Source organism: Stenotrophomonas geniculata ATCC 19374 = JCM 13324, assembly GCF_001431625.1.
Classification (GTDB): domain Bacteria; phylum Pseudomonadota; class Gammaproteobacteria; order Xanthomonadales; family Xanthomonadaceae; genus Stenotrophomonas; species Stenotrophomonas geniculata.
In genome coordinates this window covers 23,753-45,520 of record NZ_LLXT01000127.1, presented here as the reverse complement: position 1 = coordinate 45,520, position 21,768 = coordinate 23,753, and the positions used below count along the sequence as shown (strand labels likewise).

The window sequence follows — 21,768 nt, the reverse complement described above, 5'->3', positions numbered from 1 at the left end:
CTCGGCGGGCACTACAAGGGAACCCCTTGCGGATGTTGCCGCCCCCATGAAACGACCCTGCCCTTCCCCTCGCCCGCTTGCCATCGCGCTGTGCCTGGCCCTGCTCACGCCGTGCCTGTTGCCGGCGGCCGCCCACGCACAGGATGCCGCCGCTGCCGTTCGCTGGCAGATCCCGGCCGGACCGCTCGACCAGGCCTTGACCACGTTCGGCCAGCAGTCCGGCCTGTCCATCGCCACCGATGCGCGCCTGACCCGCGGCCGCCACAGCAGCGGCGTGCAGGCCTCGCTCAACACCGAGGCCGCGCTGGCGCAGCTGCTGGCCGGCACCGGCCTGTCGTTCCAGCGTGATGCCAGCGGCGTGGTGCTGCAGGCCGCCCCCGCAACCGATGCTGGTGTGCGCCAGATCGGCACCCTGCGCGTAGCCGGCCAGGCCAGCGAAGGTGCTTCGCCGTGGGGCTTGGTCGATGCCGATGCCGTATACCGCGACAGCGGCTCGCGCGTGCATCTGGACCACCAGCAGCTGGAACGCTTCCGCGGCCAGTCGATCGGCGATGTGCTGGCCGGCGCAGTCGGCGTGCACACCGGAGACGTACGCAATGGTGGTGCGCTGGACGTGAACATCCGCGGCCTGCAGGGCCAGAACCGGGTGCCGGTGATCATCGACGGCGGCCAGCAGGCCATCGACGTGTACCGCGGCTATGCCGGTGTGCAGCAGCGCAGCTACCTCGACCCGGACCTGATCAGCGCGATCAGCATCGAGAAGGGGCCGAGCCTGGCCGCCAACGCCGCCAGCGCGATCGGCGGCGTGGTCTACATGGAGACGCTGAACATCGATGACATCCTCGACGAGGGCGAGGCCTGGGGACTGCGCGTGCGCGGTGGCGTGGCCGACAACAGCATCGACCGCACCCGTACCTTCAAGCAGATCGCGCGCGGCAGCGACAACCGCAACAGCCTGCGTGACCCGCGCGACTGGAACGGCAGCGTGGCCTTCGCCCAGCGCGGCGAGGACTGGCAGCTGGTGGCCGCTTACGCGCGTCGCCGCCAGGGCAACTACTTCGCCGGCAGCAACGGCGCGCACCGCTACGACGACCAGCACCTGTCCAGCGGCGGTACCGGCATGTCCAGCCAGGCGGTCTCGGACATGTACCACTCGGGTGATGAAGTGCTGAACACGCACACCGACAACGAATCGGCGCTGCTGAAATTCACCTGGACGCCCAACCCCGACCAGCGGCTTGAGCTGAGCCACCGCTACTTCAACTCCAGCTTCGGCGAGATCATGCCCTCGGCGATCGGCCGTGTCGGTGAGTCCAACGAATGGGTGACCTACGTGGACAAGGCCAACACCATGTTCCAGTTCGAGCCAGGGAAAATGCGGCTCAACGCCACCTCGCTGCGCCACCGCTACCGGCCCGAGGCACACCCGTGGCTGGACCTGAGCAGCACGCTGTGGTTCACCACCGCCACCAGCCGCATGTTCAACAGCAACATCGCCAACACGCCGCTGTTCAAGGACGTGCCCAACGACCAGATGCCGGATACGCTGGGGGAAACCTATGGCCCGGGCCTGCAGTCGGACGTGAAGACCCGGCGCTGGGGCGTGGACAGCAGCAACACCACCCGCTTCAGCAACAGCCTGGGCGACTGGACGCTGCGCTACGGCGCTGCGTTCCAGCATGAGGACACCGCACCGAACTCGCCCGTGCTGCCGGTGGACTACAACAACAACCGCTACCTGCGCTCCGGCACGCGGCGCGAAGCCAGCGTTGTCGCCTCGCTGCAATGGCAGCCGTGGGACTGGCTGTCGCTGACCGCAGGCGGCCGCTTCATCGACTACCGCACCCGCGACCGCAATCGCGTGGCCTTCGTCAGCGAATCGCGCGACCTGCGCTATACCTTCGCGCGCCTGAGCAAGGGGGGCCAGCTGCTGCCGGGCTGGTACAAGGAGTGGTACCCGGATGCACAGGGCAACTACACGTATGACTCGCTGCGCGCTACGCCCTACGGCGGCAGCACGCTGGGCCAGAGCTACGACTTCGATGGCTTCATTCCCGACCCGCGCGGCGCCAACGGTTTCTACACCAAGCAGATTCCCACCGCATGGGGCTACAAGCCGGCGATCCGCCGTTCCGGCCACGGCTTCGCGCCGTACGCAGAGGCCCGCTTCAGCCTCGATCAGGACATGTTCTTCTACGTGAAGTACGCGCAGGGCTGGAAGATGCCCAGTCTGTTCGCATCGACGCTGGGCAACAGCACCTCGGCACCGGTGGCCGACCTGAAGCCGGAGAAGAACCGTTCCTGGGACATCGGCTTCAGCCTGCTCAAGCAGGACCTGTGGCGCGATGGCGACCGCCTGGCGTTCAAGGTGGCCTGGTTCAAGAACGATATCGACAACGCGATCACCCGTCGCTTCGACTCCAGCAACTGGGCGTTCTATGTCGACAACGTGGACAACTACACGGTATCCGGCTACGAGCTGCAGTCCGGCTATGACGCCGGCATCGCCTACCTGGACCTGTCGGCCAGCTACTACCAGCGCGCGCGCACCTGCGACGCGGCCACCGCCAAGCGCCTGCGTGAAGACCCCTATGCGAAGTGGAGCAAGCTGGACAGCACGCCGGATTGCGTGGATGGCGGCTTCGGTACCTCGTTTGTCAACGCACAGAATCCGCCGAAGTACTCGATCCACAGCACGCTGGGCTTCCGCCTGTTCGGCAAGCGGCTGGATACCGGCATCCGCCGCACCTACAACAGCGGCCCCACCCACGAACTGGACAAGCCCTGGAATACCACCGGCTCGACCGGGTTGCAGAACATCTACCTGCCCACCGCGATCTACGACTTCTATGCGCGCTGGCAGTTCACCCCGAAGGCCGAAGTGGAACTGGTGGTCAGCAACCTGCGCAACACCTACTACATGGACACGCTGGCGATGAGCCTGATGCCCGGCCCGGGCCGTACCACGCGATTGAACTTCACCGCACGCTTCTGACCGCTGCAGAAACCGCAGCGCCCCGGGGAGATCATCCCCGGGGCGTCTGCATGCGGCGGCTCACGCTCTGACAGGTACCAACCCGGGTTGGCACAGCAACTCAGCACGCGTAGGTGCCAACCTTGGTTGGCACAACAACGCGTTACTTCGCGGTGCTGAGCAGCAGCACCGCAACAGTGACCAGCGCGATGCCGATCCAGCCGATCGGGCGCAGGCGGTTGCCGAACAGCAGGCGGCCGCAAGTGGCGGTACCGATCACGCCGATTGCACCCCACATCGCATAGGCGGTGGCCAGGTCCATGTAGCGCACCGCCTGGCCCAGCAGGGCGAAGGCGATCCAGACCATGACGACCGCGCCGACGCCCCAGCGCCAGCGGCGGAAGCCCTCCGACCTGGCGACCATCATGTTGGCGGCAACGTCGATCAGCGCAGAACAGATCACGAAAAACAGAGCCAGGGTATTCATCAGTGCGCCTCCCCGAGGGTGACACAGACGATGCCGACCACCGCCAGCACGAGGCCGGCCAGCTGCTGCAGCGACAGGCTCTCGCCAAACACGGTGAGGCCGACCACGGTCAGCAGGGTCAGGCCCAGGCCTTCCCACACCGCATAGGCGACACCGACCGCGATGCGGCGGACCGACAGGGCCAGGAAGTAATAGGACAGCGCCAACGCGCCGGCCATGATCAGGTAGCCGGTCCAGCCACCATCGCGGGCGGCATGGGCCATGAACGAGGTGCCGACCACTTCGGCAACGATCGCCACGGTCAGGCAGGCCCAGGCGACCAGCGCGCCACGGGCGGGAACAATACGGGACATGTGAAACTCCTTGCGGGACGCGGACAGCGCCCCGCCCTCAGTAGATCCACGCCATGCGTGGATGCCCCGCAGACAGGGGCGACGGCGGACAGTATCATCGCCTTTTACGGTCGATTCAAAATGGATACCATCGACAGGAGCGATGGATCAATGCCCTATTCCCCTGAATCCCTGCAGGCGTTCGTCGAAGCGACCGCGCTCGGATCGTTCTCGGCGGCGGCGCGTCGCCTGCGCAAGACCCAATCGACGGTCAGCACCGCCATCGCCCACCTGGAGGCAGACCTGGGCGTCAGCCTGTTCGACCGCAGTGGACGCTACCCGCAGCTGACCGAAGCCGGGCGCCAGGTGCTCGGCCATGCCCAGGAAATCCTCGCCGCCGATACCCGCCTGCAGCAGTTGAGCGTGCGGCTGGCCGCCCCGGTCGAAGCGCGGCTGACCGTGGTGTTCTCCGACGTGTATCAGCTCGATCCGGAGCAGCGCGTGTTGCAGCGCTTTGCCGAAGCGTTCCCCGAGATCGAACTGGAATGGCTGGATGCCGAAGGCGAAGACGTGCTGGAACTGGTCGGCAGTGGTCGCGCCGCGCTGGGCCTGCTGCCGCGCCAGGAAAGCTACCCGGATGGTCTGGTGGCACGGCCGTTGGCCCATCACAGCGAACTGTCGGTGTATGTGGCGCGCGACCATGCGCTGGCCGACGCCGGCCGCCATGCGGCTTCCCAGTTGGCACGGCACCGGCAGGTGCGGTTGAGCGCGGAGGTCGACCATGCGCGGGCGGTTACCGGGCTGGCGTGGACCGCCACCGACTACCTGATGGTGATGGAGATGGCCGAGGACGGCATCGGCTGGGCCGAGCTGCCACGCGCGCTGGTACAGCGCTACGACCGCGGGCAGCTGGTGGAACTGACTCTGCCCGGCTGGCCACGACGCATCCACAGCGACCTGCTGTGGCGCCGCGACACGCCGCCGGGGCCGGCGGCGCTGTGGTGGGCCGACGCGTTGGGGTGAACCGAAAAAGGGGACGGAGGGGATCAAGTCGTTTGTGCCGCAAACGACTTGATCCCCTCCGTCCCCTTTTCCATCAACGATGGGCGAGCGCGTAATCCAGCGACGCGCACACCGCTGCCACCTGGGCGTCGTTGCACTGCTGCGGGGTCGCCCGCGGGCTGTCCGGGTAGACCTCGGTGGTGGTGGTGTAGGTCGCACCGGTGATGCCGGCACACAGGCCCAGCTTCACCAGCGGGTACTCGATCACGCCGTGAGCGACCACCGGCGAACCGATGATCTCGCCCTTGTCGTCGGCCGGCGCGATGTGGGTGACCTTCTCCACCTCGGCAATCACCGCCTGCTGGAAGGCCGGTTGTGGGTTCTCGCTGTCGTCCACCAGATAGAAGCCATCCGGAATCAGGCCCGGCTCGAACGGCTTGCCGTCACGCGCGGCCAACGCCGGGCGGAACTCACTCTCGTCGCTGTCGGTAGTCTCGTGCAGGTCGATGTGCAGCACGAACTGGTCCTTGATCGGTGCGATCAGCTCGATCAGCGCGGTCGACTCGCGGGCCGGGCCATCGGCGCGGAAATTGCGGTTCGGGTCGATCGCATCGAAGTTCCAGCGGTTGATGCGCTCGAAGCCCCACGGATTCACGCACGGTGCCACCAGCAGATTGGCCTTGCCGGCGTAGTCGGCGGCGTGCCTTTCGAGGAATTCCAGCGCGCCCATCACGCCGCTGGTCTCATAACCGTGCACGCCACCGGTAACCAGGGCAGCCGGCAGCGCCGGGTTCCAATCGCGGCTGCGCAGGGCGAACAGAGTGTAGGTCTCGCCAGCGTAGTCGAGCTGGCCATAGGCCACCTTGTCGAAGCGCGAAGCCAGCGCCTCGATGCGGGGCAGCACCTCCTCGTCATAGCGACGCAGGCGCTGCTGGCGGCCACGCCACGCCTCCCGTTCCGCCGCTCCCCACGGCTGGCCAGGGGTTCCGACGGGGTAGAAAGCGGCTTGGGACATGGCAGATCTCAGCGAGTCAGGAAGCAATCGCTCACTGTATCACCGGGGCATCGGCATGAACCGAAGGCGCATTCCAATAGCGAATGGAATCAGCAATAATTCTCATTTACGACCTTCCACAGCCTGCACCGATGCCCATCCTCGCCCTGCAACCGGCCCGCCTGCTCCTGGCTGCCGCCCTCGCCCTGTGCCTGCTCCCGACCACCCGTGCCTTCGCCCAGGACGGCGCCACCACGCTGGACAGCATCCAGGTCTCCGGCAGCTGGCTGGGTACCGGCCTGCATGACAGCGTCAAGCGCTTTGCCGGCGCGCGCACCGTGGTCGACCGCCAGCGCATCGAGGCCAGCGGCGCGGCCAGCCTCGGCGATGCCATGCGCCGTATTCCGGGTGTGCAGGTCACCGACAACTCCGGCACCGCTGGCAGTTCGGTGTCGCTGAACATCGGCGTGCGCGGCCTCACCGGGCGCTACTCGCCGCGCTCGACCGTACTGTTGGACGGCGTGCCGCTGGCGGTGGCGCCGTATGGCCAGCCACAGCTGTCGTTCGCGCCGACCAGCCTGTCCAACATCGAGTCGATCGACGTGGTGCGCGGCGGCGGCGCGGTGCGCTACGGGCCGCAGAACGTCGGTGGCATCATCAACTTCAGCACCCGCGCCATTCCCACCGAGGCCGGCCTGCACGGCGAAGCCGGCGTCCGCTACACCGCCTACGACCATGGCGGCGGTGACAGCACCCAGTACAACGCCTTCCTTGGCGGTACCGGCGACAACGATCTGGGCGCCGCCCTGCTGTACTCCGGCCAGGATGGTCGCGGCTGGCGCCAGGGCAGCGATGACCGCTTCAACGATCTCGCGCTGAAGTTCGCCTACGCCATCGACGAACAGCAGGAGCTGCGTGCCAAGCTGTCCTACTACGACGTACGCTCGCTGACGCCGGGCGGCCTGACCCGTGCGCAGTACGAGGCCGATCCGTTCCAGAACACCCGGCCGACCGATTTCTGGAAGGGCCACCGCACCGGCATCGACCTGGGCTACACCAACGCGCTGTCGGCCAACAGCGAGTTCGAGGTGCTGGCCTATTACAACGAGAGCACCCGTGCCAGCTCGCTGATCAACGCCGCCAACACCCAGCTGACCGTGCAGCCGCGCGACTACCGCGTGCTCGGCATCGAGCCGCGCTATACCCAGCGCCTGCACTGGGGCAGCGCGGTGCATGACATCACCGCCGGCTACCGCTTCCTGCGCGAGCGCGGCAACGACCGCAGCTACACCGTCGCCCGCCGCACCGGCGCGGCCAGTGCCACCACCCGCTTCGACAACGCCACCGACGCGCACGCCTTCTACATCGACGACCGCATTGCGATCGGCCAGTGGCGGATCACGCCCGGCGTGCGCATGGAATGGATCGACATGGACCGCCGCCAGGCCGGAGGCACGGCGACCTTCAGCAGCCGCAACGACAAGGCCCTGCCCTCGATCAACATCGCCTACCTGCTGACTCCGCAGCTGACCGTGTTCGGCAACTACACCACCTCGTTCGGACCGGTACAGAACATCCAGCTCAATTCGCAGACCGCCAGCAATCCGCTGAACCCGGAAGTGGCCAGGACCACCGAGCTGGGCGCACGCTGGCAGGATGGGGCACTGCGCGCGGAAGTGACCGTGTTCAAGATGCGCTTCGACAACCAGATCCTGCAGGTGCCGGGCATCACCCCGCCCACCTTCCAGAACATTGGTGCCACCGACCACAAGGGTGTGGAGAGCGCACTGGAGTACCACTTCGCCGAGGACGGCGCGCTGGCCGGGCTGGAGCTGTACGCCAACTACAGCTGGACCAAGGCGATCCAGCAGTCCGGCGACAACCGTGGCCTGGACGTGCCGTTCTACTCGCGCGACACCGACAGCATCGGCGCCCGCTACGCGCTGGCCGGCTGGACCTTCAACGTCTCCAGCACCCACCAGAGCGGCCAGTTCTCCGACGCCGCCAACACCTGGGCCGAGAGCGCTGACGCGCGCGTGGGACGCGTGCCGGGCGTACGCCTGTGGAATGCCCAGGTGGCCTGGCAGGTGCCGGGGCTGGGTGACAGCGAGATCGCACTGGGCGTGAACAACCTGGCCGACAAGCGCTGGTACACCCGCAACGTCGATGGCAACGCAGGCCGCATGGTGGCCGCGCCGCGCACCTTCTACGTGCAGGGCCGCTACCGCTTCTGAGCCGGTAGCCGCCCGATGCGGTGACGGTGGCGCTCACGGTGGCGGCGTATCATGCCGCCACCATGTCACTGCCTGTTTCGCCATCGCGCCTGCATCTGGCCTTCCAGGGCCTGCGCCTGCGGCTGCGCGGCAGCGACCTGTGGTTCATCGCGCTGGCGCTGCTGGTTGGCCTGATCGCCGGCTACCTGACCCTGCTGCAGTCGGGCATCGCGCGCTGGCTGCAGGGCACGTTGTATGGGCTGGACGACGGCATGCGGCTGAGCTCCCTGCCCTCGCTGACCTGGACCGCGCTACTGGTGCTGCCACTGGGCGGGCTGCTGGTCGGCCTGGTCAGCCTGGCGGCGACGCGACTGAAACGGCCACTGCTCGATGCGGTGGAAGCCAATGCGCTGCACGGCGGCCGCATGTCGATGCGCGACAACCTGATCGTGCTGACCCAGACCCTGCTGTCCAATGGCTGCGGCGCGTCGGTCGGCCTTGAGGCTTCGTATACGCAGATGGGCGCGGGCAGCGGCTCGCAACTGGGCAGGGTGATGCGCCTGCGTCGCAACGACGTGCGCATCCTGGTCGGTGCCGGTGCCGCCGGTGCCATCGCCGCTGCGTTTGGTGCGCCGCTGGCCGGTGCGTTCTACGCCTTCGAGATCGTCATCGGCGCCTACACCCCCGCTGCGCTGGCACCGGTGGCCGTCGCAGCGCTGGCCGGCGCGTTCGTGGCCGACCAGGCCGGCATCGAAGCCTATCTACTGCCAGCGGCCTCGACCATCGACGTGCGCGCCGCCGACTACGCGATCTACGGCCTGCTCGGCTGCTGCTGCGCGATGGTCGGCATCGCCATCATGCGGCTGATCGCCTCGATCGAAGGCACGGTCAAGCGCAGCCCCCTGCCCGCGTGGGGACGGCCGGTGGTGGGTGGACTGCTGCTGATTCCACTGGCACTGGCCAGCCCGCAGGTACTGTCGTCCGGCCACGGCGCCCTGCATCTGGACCTGACCACGCACCTGCCGCTGATCTGGATCGGCGGCCTGTTGACCCTGAAGTGCCTGGCCTCGGGCATCTCGCTCGGCTTCGGCTTCCGTGGCGGACTGTTCTTCGCCTCGCTGTTCATGGGCACCCTGGTCGGCGCGCTGTTCGCTGGACTGCTGGGCATGGCCACCGGCGTTCCGGTGATCGACGCCACCTCGGCCGCGCTGGCCGGCATGGCCGCACTGGCCGCCGCCGTCGTTGGCGCGCCGATGACCATGGCCATGCTGGTGCTGGAAGGCACGCACGATTTCCTGCTGACCAGCGTGGTGATGAGCGCGGTACTGGTGTCCAGCACGCTGGTGCGGCAGTGGTTCGGCTACTCGTTCTCGACCTGGCGCATGCACCTGCGCGGCGAGACCATCAAGAGCGCCCGCGACGTGGGCTGGGTGCAGAACCTCAACGCCGGCCGGCTGATGCGCAAGGGCGTGGCGACCGCCCCGGCCGATCTCGATGCCGCCGCGTTCCGCCAGCGCTTCCCGCTGGGCTCGGGCACCCGGGTGATCCTGATCGACAGCGAGGGCCACTATGCCGGCATCGTGCAGATTCCACGGGTCTACGGCGATGGCGTGAAGCCGGAAACCCTGATCGGCGAACTGGCCGAGAACCGTGACGTCTCGCTGGCACCGTCCTCCGACGTGGTCAGCGTGATGCAGCGCTTCGACCAGACCCAGGCCGACGAGCTGGCGGTGGTGGCTGCCGACGGCCAGGTATTGGGCGTCGTCTCCGAAGCCTTCGTGCGCAAGCGCTACGCCGAAGAACTGGACAAGCGCCAGCGCGAGCTGATGGGCGAGCGCGTCGACGACACCGACTGAGCCCGAAAAAGGGGACGGAGGGGATTAATTCATTTGTGGCCCATCCGGGTATCCACGCATGGCATGGATCTACCGTCACATGACCGGGGTAGACTCCGGCCATGCGCTTTATTGAGACCTTCCAGGCCGGTCCCTTCGCCGACACCGTGGTCAGCCTGCTGGCCGCTTTCGTACTGGGCACGCTGATCGGCGCCGAACGCCAGTACCGGCAGCGCACCGCCGGCCTGCGCACCAACGTGCTGGTGGCCGTCGGCGCCGCTGCCTTCGTCGACCTGGGCATGCGCATCGCCGGCAGCGCCGAGGCGGTGCGGGTGATCTCCTACGTGGTCTCCGGCGTCGGCTTCCTCGGCGCCGGCGTGATCATGAAGGAAGGCATGAACGTGCGCGGCCTGAACACCGCCGCCACCCTGTGGTGCTCTGCGGCGGTGGGCAGCTGCACCGGCGCGGACATGCTGGCCGAAGGCGTGCTGCTGACCGTGCTGATCATCGCCGGAAACACCCTGCTGCGGCCGCTGGTGAATGCGATCAACCGCATTCCGATCAATGAGGCCGCCACCGAGGCGACCTACGAAGTGCGCCTGAGCGTGGATGCCGAAGCCGTGCCGCGCGTGCGCGAGCGGTTGGTCGACGCGCTGGAAGCAGCGCAGTATCCGGTCGGTGATGTGCAGGTGGTCGAGCATGCCGATGCACCCACCGATGTGATCGCGGTGCTGGTCAGTACCGCCGTGAGTGCCGATGAGCTGGACGTGGTGCTGGCGCGGATGGAGCACGTGCCGGGCGTCCTGCATGCCACCTGGGAAGTCAGTACCCGCGATTGAGCCGGTTCCGGCAACTCACCCACCCGCCATGCGCTGCTGTGCCCGCAGCAGCTTGCGGAATGAACCGCACTGCCGCGCATCCTGCGCTTCCGGGCAGGCCGCCGCGCGCTGCAGGTGCCGGCGCACCCGCTGCAGCTGGGTGATCTGCCTCTGCAGCACATCAGCCTGCGCCAGCAGCGCCTCACGATCCAGGGAGATACATCCACGCTGCGGTGGCAGCGATGCCCCGATCTGCTGCAGTGACATCCCGGCCGCCTGGCCGAGACCGATCAGCGCCAGCCGTTCCAGCACCTGCTCGTCATACTGCCGGCGCAGGCCGCGACGCCCAAGGGCCTGCAACAAGCCCAATTGTTCGTAGTAACGCAGGGTCGAGGCCGGCACGCCACTGCGCTTGACCACCTCGCCGATATCCAGTTCACGCATGGGCTTGACCTCAAGTCGTCTTCAAGCAGCAACCTATGGGCCACTTCCAGACAAGGCAAGACCATGGCCAGCACATCCCCCGTTGATCAGAACACCCTCTGGAACGGTCCCGGCGGCCAGATCTGGGTCGCCCAGCAGGCCATCCTCGATGGCCTGTTCCAGCCGATGGCCGACCTGCTGGTCGCCGAGTTGCCAGAAACCGTCACGCAACTGCTCGACATCGGATGCGGCACGGGCGCAAGCCTGCTTGCCGCCGGTGCGGCACGCCCGGCCGCCCACTGCACCGGCCTGGACATCTCCGCACCGATGCTGGCAACGGCGCGCGAACGGGCAGAAACGGCGGGGCTGGACGCTGACTTCATCCTTGCCGACGCGCAACGGCACCCTCTGCCTTCCGCGCACTTCGACTGGATCCAGTCGCGGTTGGGGGTGATGTTCTTCGAGGATACCGGTGCGGCCTTCGCCAACCTGCACCGCGCCACGCGGCCCGGTGCCGGCCTGCGTTTCATTGCCTGGCGCAGCGCTGACGAGAATCCATTCATGACCACGGCCGAGCGCGCGATCGGCGATGCGCTTGAGCTTCCGCCGCGCGCACCCGGTGCCCCGGGACAGTTCGCCTTCGCAGATGGCCAACGCGTGCAGCGCCTGTTGCAGGCTGCCGGCTGGAAGGATGTGGAGGTGGTTGCGGTGGACCTTCCGTGTTCGATCGCACGCGATGAGCTGCCGACCTACGTCGGCCAGCTGGGCCCGGTGGGCCAGGCGCTGCGGGCGCTGCCCGAAGTGGAGGCCGCCGGGCTGCGCGACCAGGCGCTGGCAGCATTCACACCATTCATCGACGGCGATCGGATCCGCGTGGATGCTGCCTGCTGGTTGATCCGCGCACGCGCATGACACAGAAAAGGGGACGGAGGGGATTAAGTCGTCCATGTCCCTGCCGTGCCGGGAACGACTTAATCCCCTCCGTCCCCTTTTTCTTCTACAGTGCCTCGCCGGCGTCGGCCAGGCGCGATTCGATCAGCGCATACCACTGCTGCAACACGTCGATGAGCATGTCCAGTTCGGCGTCGGTGCGCTGTGCGCGACCACTGCGCAGGCAGGCCTGCGCTTCCTGCAGCTGGGCAAGGAAGCCGGCCACGGTGTCTGCCTGCAGGATCAAGCCCGGCAGGCGCCGCCCGGGAATGCGCACCACCGCATGGTTGCCGAGCTGGCCGTACACACTCAATGTGGCTTCCGTCTTCATGGAAAGAGGCAGGAATTGGGCGTTCATCGCGTGCACCATGGAAAACCTGAGCCGCCGGCAGGCATGGTCAACGGGGGAGACGTAACCACGTCCTGCCGACGGTCAGGGGGGACTCGGGATACCGGGGCATGACCCCGGTGTGGGACTCTCAGCGCGGCTGGGCCATTCCAGCAATCTGCACGCGCCGGTTCGGCGCCAGGCAGGCGATCAGCTCGCGACGGTTGCGCTGCTCGCACTGCACGATCGGCTCGGCTGCGCCCCGCCCTTCGGCGCTGATGCTGGCCGCAGGCACCCCACCCTGCACCAGCGCGCTGCGCACTGCCTCGGCACGTCGCTGCGACAGGGTCTGGTTGTAGCTGGCACTGCCGATACGGTCGGTGTACCCGGTCACCCGGATCGACTGCACCTGACTGGCCTCGCGCACCTGCGCCAGCACGCCCTGTACGGCCTGCTGGCCTTCGGCACTGAGCACCGCGCTGTCGAACCCGAACAGCGCATCCGCCGACAACCGCAGCGGCTGCTCCGGCAGCGGTGCCGGTGCTGGCGGCGCTGGCGGCCGCGGCGGTTCCAGCACCGCCGCGCACGATTCCGGCTTCCAGTAGCCCCCTTGGGCGATGCCCTTGCTGTCGAAGCGCACCTGGAACTGGCAGGTGAAATACTCCGCGCCCTGCGCGGTGCGGAAGTTGAACAGGTAGTTCCACTCGCGCACGCCCCACATGCCTTCGTTGAAGTGCGGCGTGCCCAGCAAGGTATACAGCTGGCGCTTGCTCATGCCCGGCGCGAAACGGCGCAGGTCGGCGACGTCGGGATAGATGCCTTCCTTCAACGAGGCCTTCGAAGCCTCCGGGAACTGCACGGCGGTGGTTTCGGCAGGACCCTCGGCGGCCGGCGCATGGCTGCGACAGGCGGCCAGCAGGCCCATTCCCAGGACCAGGCCCAGCACTGCGGCCATCTGGCCGGTGCGGGCGATGCGATGCTGTTTCATGTCATTCCCCCTATGGACGTTTCCGCGATGCCGGGCCGCGCGTGCGGCCCGGCGGCGGGGATCACCACTGGATGCCGGCACCGACGGCCACACCGGCCTCGCCACGGCTGTTGGTGGAGCCGCTGAACTTGTAGATCCAGCGCCCTCCCTCGGAGACACCGGAGATACCGACCGCCACGCCCGACTCGCCGTTGTAGCTGCCGGCAGCGACCGAGGCCATGCTGCGGCCCGCTTCGCTGGGCTGCGGCAGGGCTGCGGTGGCCATCGCCGAAGCGATACCGGCCGAGGCGCGGTTGTCGGTCTTGCGCAGGTCGCGCTCGAAGCCCCCCATGCGCTCGTCGGTGTAGGCCTTCGACCAGTCCAGGGTCTGCGCCATGCCCGACTTCAGCTGGTCCACGTTGACTGCGTCGGTACCGGCGGTGCCGGCGGCGACGTTGCGCACCGTGGTCGGGCCGCTGTTGGTGCTGCCCAGCGTGACACTGTTGTAGTTGGTCGCACCGTTCACCGTGGTGTCGTAGCGGATCGTGCCCTGCTGCGAGGCCTGCAGCTGGCGCACGTTGACCGCATCGGTGGCCTGCGAACCGTCAGCCACGTTGACGACCTGGCGTTCGGCGCCGCTGGCACCGACCGAGACCGTGTTGGCCCGGTTCGCCACCGAACCCGCCCCCAGCGCCACCGAGTTGTCGGCCTGCGCCTGCGAACCATTGCCCAGCGCGGTCGAGTTGGCACCGGCGGCGGTGGAGCCTGCACCACCGGCGGCCGAGTTGGCACCGCTGGCGGACGGATCGGCCAGGTTGTTGGTGTTGTTGGCGCGGAAGCTGCCGGCCACGTTGGTGATGTTCTGGATCTTCTGGTCGGTGTACTTCTTCGACTCATCGATGGCGTAGTTCACACCATTCTTCAGCTGGCCGACATTGGTTGCGTCGTAGGTGTCGGAGCCATCGGCAACGTGGGTGATCTTGCGCTCGCTGCCGGTGCTGCCGACCGAGACCTCACCGGCCGAGTTGCTGGCGCCGGTCTGGCCGTAGGCACCGGTGTAGCCGCTCTGCGCACCAACGCTGGCCACCGAACCGGCACCCAGGGCGACGCTGTTGCCTGCACTGGCGCTGGCACCGTTGCCGACCGCCACGCTGTTGGCACCGGCCGCACTGGCCTGCGGGCCGACAGCCACCGCTTCCGCGCCGGCAGCCGTTGCAGCCGCTGCGGTCGAGTTCACCGCCAGGTAGGCGCTGCCACCGCCGCCGTTGGTGATGCGCTGGTTGAGGACCTTCAGCGAGCCGTCCACCGCAGTGAAGGCGGCGGTGACGTTGTTGTAGTCGCCGCTGGTAAACGTGCCGTCGGTGGCGATGCTGGAGATGCTGAACTTCGGCGCGGTCCACACATTGGTGGTGCCGTTGTACGCGGTGGTGCCACCGAAGTAGTTGGCGATGGTGCTGTTGGTGTTGAACAGCTGGTCGCCGGTGATGGCATCGCTGCTGCCGGCCAGGATGCTGCCGGCGGCGACGTTGGTGATCTTCACCGCGCCGGTGCCGGTGCCCGTCAGCGTCACGCTGTTGAGCACGTTGCCGCTGCCGTCGACGTCGTACTTCACGGCCAGCTTGTCGATCTCGCCGGTCTGGTCGGCGACGTTGGCCAGCGAGTTGCTGACGGCATCGAAGGCGGTACCGACGTCGTTGTAGCTGCCCTTGGTGACGGTGCCGTTGGCGGCGACGTTGTTGATCGCGTAGGTCGGTGCGGTCAGCACACCGCTGGCATTGACCGCTGCACCACCTCCGAGGTGGGTGGCAACGGCCTGGTTGGCGGCAAACAGCTGGGCACCGTTGATGGCCTCGCTGCTGGTGGCACTGACCTGGCCCGGGCCGAGGTTGCGCAGCGTGGTGGCGGTGCCAGCCTGGCCCAGCGTGGCGCTGGCATAGTTGACGCTGCCGTCGCCGTTGAGGTCATAGCGCAGGGCGCCCTGCTCCGAGGCCTGCAGCTGGCCCAGGTTGACTGCATCGGTCGCTGCGGTACCGGCCGCCATGTTGGTGACCTGACGCTCGGCACCGGCGGCACCGATGGACACGCTGTTGGCACGATCGGCCAGGCTGCCGGCACCGACCGCGATGCTGTTGGCGGCGGTTGCGCGAGCATTGGTGCCGACTGCGATCGAGTCGGCACCGCTGGCCAGGGCCTCGGTACCGGTCGAGTTCACCCGCAGGTACTTGGTGCCACCGTTACGGATGTCGGTGATCTGCGTGTTGAGGTTGACCAGCGAGCCATCGACCGCGGCGAAGGCATCGGTAGCGTTCTCATACAGGCCCTTGGCGATGGCGCCGCCGGTGGAGATGGTGCTGATCTCGAACAGGGGCGCAGTGAACGCGCCACTGGCAGGATCGAAGGCTGCGCGGCCGCCGAAGAAGCTGGCGATGGCAGCATTGGTCGCCGCCAGCTGGCCACCATTGACCGCTTCCAGGCTGCCGGCCGTGACCGCACCGCCAGCCAGGTTACCGATGGTGGTGGTGCCGGTGCCCGCGCCGAGCGTGACACGGCGATAGTTCGGGTTGCCGGCACCGTCCAGGTCATAGGTCACCGCAGCGGCCGCCACATCATCGATCAGGCTGATGGCCCCCTTCAGCTGGGCCACGTTGACCGCATCGGTATTGACACTACCCGCCGCGACGTTGGTGATCTGGCGCTCACCGCCACCGGCGGTACCCACCGACACTTCACCGGCAGAGACCTGCGGCGCAGTGAGGCCATAGGCGCTGTAGCTGGCCTGGGCACCGCGCAGCGCGGCCGAGCGGTAGCCCAGTGCGACCGAATTGGCCTGGTTCGAGGTGGCCTCGGCACCGAGCAGGGTCTGCCCGTTGGCAGTACCCACCGCGCTGTCACCGACGATCACCGAGTGGCCCATGCGTGCGGCGTAGTCCGCGGTCGGCACGCCGGTCGGGTTGCTCGGGTCATTGGTGCCTGCACCCGGGAAGGCCACGTTGGCATCAACCTTCGGCAGTTCGTGCCGCGCATTGGCACCGATCACCACTTCCTTCGAGCCGTTGGCGAAGGCGCCGTCGCCCATCAGCACCTGGTAGTCCTGCGCGGCGTTGACGGCCCAGCAGGAGATGTCGGCCAGGGCGATGTCCAGGCACTTGGCGGCCCAGGCCGGCGAATCCTTCGGCAGCAACAGGCCCAGCAGGCCGCCCGGATTGCCGTTGTTGATGTTGTAGATGTAGCTGTCGGAGGTGACGCCACCGATCAGGGTCAGGTGCGAGCTGCCGCCGGTGACAGCGCCGCCGAGGCCATTGAGGGTGCTGCCGACCGGCGACAGGTTGACCACCGGCAGTCCCAGCACATTGACCGTCGAGTAGGTCTGCATCACGTTGGCGTTGCTGAGCTTGAGGTTGCCGTTGCTCAGGTAGCCGTTGCCGCCGAACAGGCTGGTGGTGGTCGGGCCGATCAGCTGCCCGACATTACCGACCAGGCCGCCGGTGCCGATGATCAGGCCAGCGTTCGGGTCGGCCGGAGCCGGCGCCTTCGGGCTGGTCGGCGGGATCGCCGAGGGCTTGGTCAGGCCGAGGCCGCCGAGCGTGCCACCGACCAGGCCGCCTACGGCACTGCCGAGATTGCCGATGGTGCCGTTGAGGTTGCCATTGAGCAGGTTACCGACGGCGCCGCCGACATTGCCGAGTGTATCGCCCAGCAGGCCACCCAGGCCGCCGGTGCTGCCACCTGTTGCGCCGTTGAGTACACCGCTGACGGTGCTGCCTACTGCACCCACCGTATTGTTGAGCGTGCCGCCCACGGCACCGCCAACCGAACCGACCGTGCCGTTGAGTGCACCACCCACGGTGCCGCCGACTGCGCCAACCGTGCCAACCGCACCGTTGAGCGCGCCGCCGACGGTGCTGCCGACCGAAGCGACCGTCCCGTTGAGTGCACTACCCACGGTGCCGCCAACTGCACCGACCGTGCCAACCGCACCGTTGAGCGCACCACCGACGGTGCTGCCGACCGAACCGACCGTCCCGTTGAGTGCACCACCCACGGTGCCGCCAACTGCACCGACCGTGCCAACCGCACCGTTGAGCGCACCACCCACCGCGCTACCGACAGTTCCAACGGTGCCGTTGAGCGCACCGCCTACGGCTCCGCCAACCGTGCCAACGGCACCATTGAGCGTGCTGCCCACTGCGCCGCCTACCGTTCCAACCGTGCCGTGCAAGGCGCCGCCGACCGCATCAACCGTGTTGCCTACGGTGCCATCAAGCACGCCGCCCACGGCGCCACCTGCTGCGCCGACAACGCCGCCCACCAGGCCACCGACGCCCAGCGCGCTGTTCTGCGCTGCCACGGTGGCTTGGCCGGCCAGCTTCAGATTGCGGTCGGCCACGACCTCCTGGCCATCCGGCGCCTGCACGCGCACTTTGCCGGCAACACCGGTATCGAAGGCCGCGGTGATCGCACGATCATGAGTCTCGCCCGGCAGCTCCTCCTTGGCCGGCAGCGTGACCGCCGCCGTCGCCTTGACCTGCCCCTGGCCGTCGATCTGGTGGCCCGCCAGCTTCAGCTGCGAATCCACCTTGCCGTCAACGGACGCCTTGAGGCCGGACAGCGAGCCAGCCGGTGCGCCAGCAACAGCGGCGGCCGCCTTGGCACCGGTATCGATCGAGGCCACCTGGGTACCGGCGATGCCAACGCCGGCCTTCGCCTGGGCATCCGCAGCCACACCGAGCGGCGCATGCGCGGACGGCGCAACGTTGGCCGCCAGCGATGCATCAATCTTCGCCACATGGGACGCTGCATGACCCAGCCCGACATTGGCGCGGACATCGGCAGCCAGCGCAGGAACCGCGACCTGCTTCGGCGCGGCGTTCGCCGCCAGCTTCACCTGCACGGTGGCCGGCAGCACGTCGCGTACGATCGGCAGCGAGTTCGTACTCAGCTGCAGGCCGACACGCGCGTCAGCGCTGATCGCCGGACTGCTCTGCGCCTGGCGCGATGCGGCGGCCAGCGCCACTTCCGCGTCGACCTTGGCCGGCATCGGCTGCGCGTACTTCGCGGCCAGTGCCTGCAGGTCACGTAGAGACTGATTGGATTCGGACGCGTCTGCATGCCCGCTGGCCAGCGCGCACAGCAGGGCCAGGGCCAGTGCGGTCGGCATCAGCATTGCACTGCGCGGATCGCGGGCGGCGCTGCCGCCGCTGTCGCCGGTGGCCAGTTCCGAGGCCACAACCAGAGCATTGAGCTGGCGGTTCCATACACGCCGGTAGATGCGGTTCATGAGCATTTCCCCCGTAGGCGAACAACTGGAATGTCAGTGGACTTGCCGTTAGGCAGGTGACTGACATTTCAGCGTTTGCAACGGCGGCTGCGCACTTCATTCCGGCACGGCAATCGCGCATTCCGGCAAATCCACGGTCGGAATCGGCAGCCGGTTATGCAGAAGCGGCAACCATATCGGCAAGCGGATATGCAATTCCGGCAGGAACTGCCGGGAAACCCTTACGGGGCTTGAATCAAGCTGGCTGGCCGATCTGCGCGGGAGCGCGCATCAGCGTGTCACGCGGCAGTTCACCGAAGACCTTGCGGTAGTTGTCGGCGAAGCGCGACAGGTCCCACAGGCCACAGCTGAGGGCGATGGCCTTGACCGAACGGCGGCTGGAATCAGCCATCGACAGGCTGCGGCAGGCCGCGCACAGGCGCAGCATCGACAGATAACGATTGGGCGACGTGCCGAACAGGTCCTCGAACGCGTAGCGCAGGCCACGCTCGCTGACACCGGCAGCATCGCAGATCTCGTTCATGTAGATATTGCGGCGCAGGTTGAGGCGCATGAAGTTTTCCGCCCGCTGTGCGATCAGATAATGCGTGCGCCGCGCACGGCTGCAACCCGGGCGATCGGCGGAACCCGCGCCCAGCAGTGCCTGCACATGTTCGTGCAACAGCCGCTCGGTTTCTTCAGGCTGCAGCCCCGTGCCCTGGCCCAGCTGCAGGTGCAGCTGCTGGTAGTGCTGTGCCAGCGGGGCGGCCTCGCTGGCGAGATTGAACAGCGAAAGTGCCTGTCCGGCCGGCGGTGTACTGCGCAGGCTCAGTTCGGTCAGCTTGCGCTGCACCCGCGCCACCGGCACCAGCATCAGGGTCATGTGCGTGCCCGGGCTCAGGGTGAACTCGCTGATACCCTCCGGCATCACGGTCAACGCCATTCCAGGTACGAGCGGTACACCGTGGCACCAGCTCAGGGTTTCATCGGTCGCGTGCAGATACCCCAGCATCGCCCAGTCCGGCGGCAGCATGAATCGTCCACGGCAATGGAATCCACAGCTGATGCTGCAGAACAACGCCTCCTCGTGCACGCGTGAAGCGAAGGCCGCCCGCGGCCCATTGCCATCGAGCAGTAGCAGTTCGACATCACATACACGAAGCACGCCGCTCAGCGTCGCCAGGTCGATCGACCGCAGGCCGCTGTCGTCGCTGTCTCCTACCCCACCATCGACCATGACAGTGTCGTCCCCCGATTATCCGTCGTGCGATACGGCCCCCACTGCCTGACAGGGCGCGCACCTCTCATGGAATCTCTTCCATCGCCGGGATGCGCGCCAGCAAAGTGCGCACCCCAAAAGAAACGCGAGTACTTGAATACGAGTATGCCCGATAATTCAACGGGGTAAACATCTGCACCGCATTGAATAAGATGGATACAGACGTGAAAACAAAGTCGTGGTGTTTGGCACAGTTTTCGCATGCAACTGAAAAACCCGCCTCACATTATCTGCACGTCGATGAATCGTTTTGCGAACGAACGGATTTCCGTCACAGAACCCGCGTGAAAAATTAAGGACCGAAGGGATTCTGCCGAATTTGCATATAGGTTCCGGTTGCAGCCGGCCGCCATTCAGGCAAAGTCGATGACACGGTGATCCGGTCTTTGATAATGACCACACCCAGGGGGACAGCATGACCATGCACGTATCGCTCGACACTTCGACCAACGGCTCCGCGCCGTGCGGTCGCGGTTGCGCGAACGGCGTCCCGCCTGGAATCGATCACCCTGCTTGAGCATGGCGGGTCCATCCCGCCGTGCCTCCTCCGCCAGGACGTGCGGAGGTCCACGGACGATCCCGGCGGAGCCGGGCCACCGCCCAACAGGTGTCCTGTAGCAGACAGGTAAAGGGAGACAAACGTCATGAATGCATCGATCCGCAAGTTCCTGAAGGAAGAAGATGGCGTTACCGCACTCGAGTACGGCCTGCTGGCGGCTGTGATTGCGGGTGTCCTGATCGCACTGGGCAGCACGCAGATCAAGGAGTTCTTCGAAACGCTCTTTGAGAATCTCACCAAGCTTGCCGACAAGGCGTCAGGCAACCCACCGGCCTGAGCCGCTCCCAGGCTGATCAGGGACAGCAACTGCTGACCGTCCACTGACGGACAATGGAGGGTGCGATGACACTGCTGGGATTGCTGGCCATCGGTGTGTGCCTGCGGATCGCGATCAGCGATCTGTACGCCCGTCGGGTGCCCAACGCCTGGCTGCTGTCCGCATGCGCGATCACCGTTGTCGTGCTCATCGCCGGACAGTTCAACGCGCCGCGCCTGCCGTGGGCTTCCCACATTGCCGGCGCGGCGCTCGGCCTGGTCGCATTGCTGCCTTTCCATGCAGTGCGCTGGATGGGCGCCGGCGATGTCAAATTCTTTTCGGTACTGGGATTGATGCTGGGCTGGCAGGCACTGCTGCCGATCTGGATCGCGGCCAGCCTGGCAGCGGGCGCACATGCCGCACTGGTGCTGGTATCACGCCGGTTGGGTCCAGCACTGCCCATCGGCCTTCAAGCCCATATGCATCGGGCGAGTTCGCAATGGCATTCGCACCCGGCGCTACGCGGAATGCAGAGCGCCCGCCAGGGACGCCAAGGCATTCCCTACGCCGCCTACCTGGCGGTATCCGCCATCGCCTGGATCCTCATCAGCACGTACGGAGGTGTGGCATGAACATCCAGAACCCACGCCGGCAACGCGGCGTGGCCAGCATCGAGTTCGCACTGATGCTGATGCTGGGCCTGCTGCCACTGCTGTTGTTCACGTTCTCCGGCGTGATGATCATGGCGGCCCAGCAGACCCTGGCAACCGCCTCGGCCGAGGGTGCGCGCGCATCGCTGCGCTATGGCAGCGCCAACGAACGCCGTACTGCAGCCTGTGTTGCGGCGCGCAGTTCGATGCAGTGGCTGCTGAACTTCTCGGGTCAGCCGGTCGACTGCAGCAATGGCGGAAGCAACGCCATTCTGGTTTCGGCGCAGGCCCCCTGCGCCGGACTGGCCAGCGCCCAGTGCATGACCGTGACAGTCAGCTACGACTACGCAAGCCACCCCTTCCTGCCCGGCACCGCCACGCTCTACAAGTGGGTGATGCGGGCTCCCATCCGCAGCGTCGCGGTCGCTCAGCTCGACCTCGGCAGCGGCAACTGACGTTCGGTA

At 67.0% G+C, this 21,768-nt stretch carries 17 protein-coding genes; 9 read left to right on the top strand and 8 right to left on the bottom strand.

Annotated features, from left to right (window positions below):
• Positions 1–46: 46 nt before the first annotated feature.
• Positions 47–2,995: a TonB-dependent receptor gene (locus ARC63_RS16015; RefSeq protein ID WP_057503801.1), complete on the top strand. Its 2,949-nt coding sequence runs from the start codon at positions 47–49 to the stop codon at positions 2,993–2,995.
• 142 nt (positions 2,996–3,137) lie between these two features.
• On the opposite strand, the gene ARC63_RS16010 is transcribed toward ARC63_RS16015, so the two are convergent.
• A complete protein-coding gene (locus ARC63_RS16010) occupies positions 3,138–3,461 on the bottom strand; it encodes a DMT family transporter (RefSeq protein WP_057503800.1) in 324 nt (107 codons plus the stop codon).
• Positions 3,461–3,814 (bottom strand): SMR family transporter, encoded by a 354-nt coding sequence (locus ARC63_RS16005; RefSeq protein WP_057503799.1) that lies wholly within the window; start codon positions 3,812–3,814, stop codon positions 3,461–3,463. Before ARC63_RS16005 ends, ARC63_RS16010 begins: the two co-directional genes overlap by 1 nt.
• A 150-nt stretch (positions 3,815–3,964) precedes the next feature.
• Here ARC63_RS16005 and ARC63_RS16000 point away from each other — a divergent pair, with 150 nt between their 5' ends.
• Positions 3,965–4,816, top strand: a complete 852-nt coding sequence (locus ARC63_RS16000) for a LysR family transcriptional regulator (protein ID WP_057503798.1) — start codon at positions 3,965–3,967, stop codon at positions 4,814–4,816.
• 73 nt (positions 4,817–4,889) lie between these two features.
• On the opposite strand, the gene ARC63_RS15995 is transcribed toward ARC63_RS16000, so the two are convergent.
• Positions 4,890–5,810, bottom strand: coding sequence for a M14 family metallopeptidase (locus ARC63_RS15995; RefSeq protein ID WP_057503797.1), 921 nt, complete (start codon positions 5,808–5,810; stop codon positions 4,890–4,892).
• A 131-nt stretch (positions 5,811–5,941) separates the two neighbouring features.
• Here ARC63_RS15995 and ARC63_RS15990 point away from each other — a divergent pair, with 131 nt between their 5' ends.
• The 3 genes from ARC63_RS15990 (at position 5,942) to ARC63_RS15980 (ending at position 10,676) form a co-directional block, all read left to right on the top strand.
• Positions 5,942–8,023, top strand: a complete 2,082-nt coding sequence (locus ARC63_RS15990) for a TonB-dependent receptor family protein (protein ID WP_057503796.1) — start codon at positions 5,942–5,944, stop codon at positions 8,021–8,023.
• A 62-nt stretch (positions 8,024–8,085) separates the two neighbouring features.
• Positions 8,086–9,858: a chloride channel protein gene (locus ARC63_RS15985; protein WP_057503807.1), complete on the top strand. Its 1,773-nt coding sequence runs from the start codon at positions 8,086–8,088 to the stop codon at positions 9,856–9,858.
• Positions 9,859–9,959: 101 nt separating this feature from the next.
• Positions 9,960–10,676 carry an MgtC/SapB family protein gene (locus ARC63_RS15980; RefSeq protein ID WP_005409984.1) on the top strand — a complete coding sequence of 239 codons (717 nt, stop codon included), beginning with the start codon at positions 9,960–9,962 and terminating at the stop codon, positions 10,674–10,676.
• A 15-nt stretch (positions 10,677–10,691) separates the two neighbouring features.
• Here the strand turns inward: ARC63_RS15980 and ARC63_RS15975 are convergent, their stop codons facing one another.
• Positions 10,692–11,099, bottom strand: a complete 408-nt coding sequence (locus ARC63_RS15975) for a MerR family transcriptional regulator (RefSeq protein ID WP_019337863.1) — start codon at positions 11,097–11,099, stop codon at positions 10,692–10,694.
• A 63-nt stretch (positions 11,100–11,162) separates the two neighbouring features.
• Here ARC63_RS15975 and ARC63_RS15970 point away from each other — a divergent pair, with 63 nt between their 5' ends.
• Entirely contained in the window at positions 11,163–11,990 is an 828-nt protein-coding gene (locus tag ARC63_RS15970) for a class I SAM-dependent methyltransferase (protein ID WP_057503795.1), read from the top strand.
• Between the two features lie 85 nt (positions 11,991–12,075).
• On the opposite strand, the gene ARC63_RS15965 is transcribed toward ARC63_RS15970, so the two are convergent.
• From ARC63_RS15965 to ARC63_RS15950, 4 genes are all read right to left on the bottom strand, one after another.
• Positions 12,076–12,366: a DUF6959 family protein gene (locus ARC63_RS15965; RefSeq protein ID WP_014037513.1), complete on the bottom strand. Its 291-nt coding sequence runs from the start codon at positions 12,364–12,366 to the stop codon at positions 12,076–12,078.
• A gap of 121 nt (positions 12,367–12,487) precedes the next feature.
• Positions 12,488–13,324, bottom strand: coding sequence for an OmpA family protein (locus tag ARC63_RS15960; protein WP_010485152.1), 837 nt, complete (start codon positions 13,322–13,324; stop codon positions 12,488–12,490).
• 61 nt (positions 13,325–13,385) lie between these two features.
• Entirely contained in the window at positions 13,386–18,581 is a 5,196-nt protein-coding gene (locus ARC63_RS15955; protein ID WP_057503794.1) for an ESPR-type extended signal peptide-containing protein, read from the bottom strand.
• A gap of 235 nt (positions 18,582–18,816) precedes the next feature.
• On the bottom strand, positions 18,817–19,797 hold the full coding sequence (locus tag ARC63_RS15950; RefSeq protein WP_010485148.1) for an AraC family transcriptional regulator: 981 nt from the start codon (positions 19,795–19,797) through the stop codon (positions 18,817–18,819).
• Between the two features lie 686 nt (positions 19,798–20,483).
• On the opposite strand from ARC63_RS15950, the gene ARC63_RS15945 reads away from it, so the two are divergent.
• The 3 genes from ARC63_RS15945 (at position 20,484) to ARC63_RS15935 (ending at position 21,759) form a co-directional block, all read left to right on the top strand.
• The gene (locus ARC63_RS15945; protein WP_057503793.1) at positions 20,484–20,675 is read left to right on the top strand and encodes a Flp family type IVb pilin; all 192 of its coding nucleotides are present in this window, start codon (positions 20,484–20,486) and stop codon (positions 20,673–20,675) included.
• A 65-nt stretch (positions 20,676–20,740) separates the two neighbouring features.
• The gene (locus ARC63_RS15940; protein WP_019337869.1) at positions 20,741–21,286 is read left to right on the top strand and encodes an A24 family peptidase; all 546 of its coding nucleotides are present in this window, start codon (positions 20,741–20,743) and stop codon (positions 21,284–21,286) included.
• Positions 21,283–21,759: a TadE/TadG family type IV pilus assembly protein gene (locus ARC63_RS15935; RefSeq protein ID WP_010485140.1), complete on the top strand. Its 477-nt coding sequence runs from the start codon at positions 21,283–21,285 to the stop codon at positions 21,757–21,759. The genes ARC63_RS15940 and ARC63_RS15935 overlap by 4 nt, the downstream gene beginning before the upstream one ends.
• Positions 21,760–21,768 lie beyond the last annotated feature (9 nt).